The 4,746-nt window shown below is 43.3% G+C and carries 2 protein-coding genes; one reads left to right on the top strand and one right to left on the bottom strand.

Annotated features, from left to right (window positions below):
- Nucleotides 1-965: 965 nt before the first annotated feature.
- A complete protein-coding gene (locus A3738_RS09905; protein WP_068479732.1) occupies nucleotides 966-1,946 on the bottom strand; it encodes a rhodanese-related sulfurtransferase in 981 nt (326 codons plus the stop codon).
- 606 nt (nucleotides 1,947-2,552) lie between these two features.
- On the opposite strand from A3738_RS09905, the gene A3738_RS09900 reads away from it, so the two are divergent.
- Nucleotides 2,553-4,691 carry an adenosylcobalamin-dependent ribonucleoside-diphosphate reductase gene (locus A3738_RS09900; RefSeq protein WP_068479730.1) on the top strand — a complete coding sequence of 713 codons (2,139 nt, stop codon included), beginning with the start codon at nucleotides 2,553-2,555 and terminating at the stop codon, nucleotides 4,689-4,691.
- The last annotated feature ends 55 nt before the right edge of the window (nucleotides 4,692-4,746 follow it).

Here is a 4,746-nt window from a genome sequence, read left to right as displayed (position 1 = left end):
GCTTGTTCTGCTTTTTTGGCTTGTTCTGCTTTCTTGGCTTGTTCTGCTTTCTTGGCTTGTTCTNCTTTCTTGGCTTGTTCTGCTTTCTTGGCTTGTTCTGCTTTCTTGGCTTGTTCTGCTTTCTTGGCTTGTTCTTGCTTATCTTTGTTTACGTTTTTGGATTTACTTGGATCATTCGGCTTGTCCCCAAAGCCACCCAACCCAGTCTCTTTGTTGCCGAAAGAGCCGTCGTCGTTATTTTTGTCGACAGAGTAAACCTCTTCCAATGGATCCTTATCTTTCTTCTCAGCTTCTTTCTTCTTCTCTTCTTTCTTCTTCTCTTCTTTCTTCTTCTCTTCTTTCTTCTCAGCTTCTTTCTTCTCGGCTTCCTTCTTCTCGGCTTCTTTCTTCTCGGCTTCTTTCTTCTCAGCTTCCTTCTTCTCGGCTTCCTTCTTCTCGGCTTCCTTCTTCTCGGCTTCCTTCTTCTTGGATTCCTTCTTCTTGGATTCCTTCTTCTCAGCCTCTTTCTTCTCGGCTTCTTTCTTGTCCGACTTCGGTTCATCTTTCTTCAGCTGAACAGTTACAGATTTGTCCTGCACTTCTTCCGTAAAATCGACAGGATTATAGATAAGATAGGTCGCAACGGAGCTATGCAGCAACAAGCTTCCGATGAAAGTAAGGCTGTATCGTTTACGGTATCCTTTTGGTAGCATCCGTCTAATTCTTATTTGCTGCTTTGATTTATTGTTCGCGAGGAAAACTATGGGAGACGTTGTTCAGTTTAAAAGACCTTCGCTCAAAGCGAAGCATAAAGGAAAAAGCCTTTGTAAGCATGGCTTTCACAAATGGGTGGTCGAAAAAGAGAACCAGTTTGACGTTAAGCAAGGGAGGCTTGTCACAGTTATGCGCTGTGCGAGATGCAAAGAGAAAAAGATTGAGTTGAAGTAGCGCAAACGACACCGTTCACGCTACTTTTATCAGATGTATTACTGCGCTTCTTGCTGCGCTTTAATCGCCGCGACTTTCTTATCACGATTTTGAGCAATAGCTTCAGTTGCTTCACTACCAATATGGCCTTGGCCACGTGCGCGCGCTAAGTCAATCTGTTTTTGACGTTCTTCGAATCGTTTGATCTGGCTAGGCGTGTGTTTGCCAAAACACTTAGGACAACTCACACCTTTTTTGTAGTGTTCGTGTTCCATATCTTCGGCAGTAATTGGAAGTCGACATGCGTGGCACTGATCATAAGCGCTTTTGTTTAGATCATGATCAACCGCAACACGATTATCAAACACGAAGCAATCGCCTTCCCACATCGTATCTTCTTTAGGGACTTCTTCCAGATATTTAAGGATGCCACCCTCTAGATGATAAACCTCATCAAAGCCCTTTTCTTTTAGGAAAGCTGTCGATTTTTCGCAACGAATGCCGCCCGTACAGAACATAGCGACTTTTTTATGCTTAGCAGGATCTAAATGTTCATCAACATAAGCCGGGAATTCTCTAAAGGTATCAGTTTTAGGGTTTACGGCACCCTCAAACGTACCAATCTCATACTCATAATCATTACGCGTATCAATCAGTACAACTTCAGGATTAGAAATAAGCGCATTCCAGTCTTTAGGTTTGACGTATGTGCCAACAACTTTTTTAGGATCGATACCCTCTACCCCCATCGTGACAATTTCTTTTTTAAGTTTCACCTTGGTGCGGTAAAACGGTTGAGATTCATCAAACGAAAGCTTGTAATCAATATCTGCAAACTCGGGGATAGCTTTAAACCAAGTTAATAAGGTTTCAATGGATGCTTCGGTGCCAGATACCGTGCCGTTGATTCCCTCGCTTGCTAGCAATAATGTACCGCGTACATCGTTTTCTAGCATTTTATCTAGTAAGGGCTGGCGAAGTTCTTTGTAGTTTGGCAAGTCGACGAATCGATACATGGCACATACGGTGATGTCAGACATATACATGTTCCTGTGTTCAGCGACCAGAACGTAAAACTGGCGCGTTTAATAAGAGCGGCGCATTATAACGGCATATTGTGCAATTGGTAGTCAGCGAGCACCAAGCTCGCCATTTACAACAAACACCCATACACTATATATGGTTATAAAAGGCTAACCATTCCTACTACTTTTTAATCCAATTTGGTGCACGGCAGTGCCCACTTAACGTCTAAGCCGCACCAAAATAAGCCCTACAAAAGTCAATAAATATTTAAGGTTTTTTCATCAAAAAAAGACACAAGAGAATCTTCACATACCACTATATGCTGTTATACTTCTTCGCAAGTACGCTACATATAGTAAACCAACAATTCATAATACTATATATAGGGATACATCTTCTATCCCGTCATCAGGCGTAACTAAACGAATAGCTGTACCTTTGAACCCTCGTAATCGCTTAGTTGTCTTGGCTTTAAAGGTTATACGTGAGCAGAAAGAGAACATTTCTGCCACCACTAAATATAGGGGTTGCTCAGGTAAGGCAGCCAATAAAACATTTTAATGTGATAGCTCACTTAAGGAAGAGTGTCTGTCATTTAGAACGTCCACGAGGTTTCATAAATGAACGCTAAGGTCGAACCGCTCATTTCTCCACTCCCGATGCAAGATGCGTCGGTAGACATTTGGCACACTAAATACCAGCTGAAAACAAAGTCTGGCGAGGCTGTTGATAAAACAATCGCTGAAACTTATGAACGTGTGGCCCGTGCTCTATCTTCTGTAGAACCAGAGGAAAAGCGCGAGCAGGTATATGCAGATTTTAAATGGGCATTAGAAACTGGCGTCATTCCCGCAGGCCGCATTATGTCGAATGCAGGCGCTGGCGAACATAAGCCTGCAACTTCCACCATTAACTGTACCGTTTCAGGCACAGTCTATGACTCAATGGACGATATCCTACTTAAAAACCACGAAGCAGGCTTAACACTAAAAGCCGGCTGTGGCATCGGATATGAGTTTTCTACTTTACGCCCTAAAGGTGCTTATGTTGCTGGTGCAGGTGCGACCACCTCTGGCCCATTGTCGTTCATGGATATCTTCGACAAGATGTGTTTTACAGTATCATCAGCAGGTGGTCGACGTGGCGCACAAATGGCGACTTTCGATGTACACCATCCTGATGTTTTGGACTTCATTAAAGCTAAACGTGAAGACGGTCGTCTTCGTCAATTCAACTTGTCACTATTGATCACTGAAGACTTCATTAAAGCAGTAAAAGACGATGCTGACTGGAGACTTTCTTTCCCAGTTACAGCAGAAGAAGTTGCTGAAGAGAATCTAGACCTTACTGACACTGAGCAGTTTGTATTCCGTTCATTCCCTGTTAAATCTGGGTACGTCGCAAACCAAGAAGGTTTAATCGGTTGTCGTGTTTATAACACTGTTAAAGCGCGTACGATTTGGGATTCTATTATGAATTCTACTTACGATTTTGCTGAGCCAGGCTTCATCCTGATCGACAAAGTTAATGAGATGAACAACAACTGGTTCTGTGAAAACATTCGTGCAACTAACCCCTGTGGCGAACAACCATTGCCACCTTATGGCAGCTGCTTGCTTGGTTCTGTCAATCTAACGTCTTTCGTTGAAAAGCCATTCACTGACAAGGCTTCATTTAACTTCAAGAAGTACCGTAAGGCAGTTGCTATCTTCACGCGTATGCTCGACAACGTTGTTGAGATAAATGGCCTGCCTTTAATGGGGCAACGCAACGAGATTAACTTTAAGCGTCGCCATGGCATGGGCATTTTGGGTCTTGGTTCTACATTAACCATGATGAAAATGCCATATGGTTCGCCTGAGTCTGTTGAGTTCACTGAGAAAGTGAACCGCGAAATGGCTCTTGAAGGCTGGAGACAAGGTCTTGAACTAAGTAAAGAGAAAGGGCCAGCGCCAATCATGGAAGAAGAGTTCGCAGTGACTGCCGAAATACTACGCGAACGCCCAGAGCTGAGCGCGGACGGTTACTCCATAGGCGATACAGTGAAAGGTAAAGTTCTTCACGCAAAATATAGCCGTTACATGCAACGTATTGCTGATTACGAGCCAGAATTAGTCGATCAGCTTGCTGAGCAAGGTGCACGTTTTACACACCATACTTCGATTGCACCGACGGGAACTATTTCTTTGTCTCTTGCGAACAACGCAAGTAACGGTATCGAGCCAAGCTTTGCTCACCACTACTCTCGTAACATTATTCGCGAAGGTAAGAAGACTAAAGAAAAGGTAGATGTTTATTCATTCGAATTGCTTGCTTACAGAAATCAGGTCAATCCAGATGCAATGCCATTTAGTGATAACCCTGACAACGCATTGCCTGATTATTTCATCGCGGCAGATGAAGTAACGCCAAAGCAGCATGTCGATATTCAAGCGGCAGCACAGAAGTGGGTAGATTCTTCGATCTCTAAAACGGCGAACGTTCCTACAGAGTTCCCATATGAAGAATTTAAAGATATTTACATGTACGCCTATGAGCAGGGCTTAAAAGGCTGTACAACATTCCGTTTCAATCCTGAAGCATTCCAGGGCGTTTTGGTGAAAGAGCAAGATCTTGAGAACACCTTATACGAATTTACATTGGATGACGGAACAACCGTAAAAGTGAAAGGCAACGAAGAGATTGAATACGACGGTGAAATCCACACCGCTGCGAATCTATTCGACGCACTTAAAGAAGGCACCTACGGTAAATACTGATCAAGATTCGCCCGCTTATAGCGAGTGAATAAGAAAAAGGAATATGACAATGGCA

Source organism: Oleiphilus sp. HI0066 (genome assembly GCF_001635725.1).
Note: the sequence above shows the minus strand (reverse complement) of the source record. Positions and strands in the feature narration are given on the sequence as shown.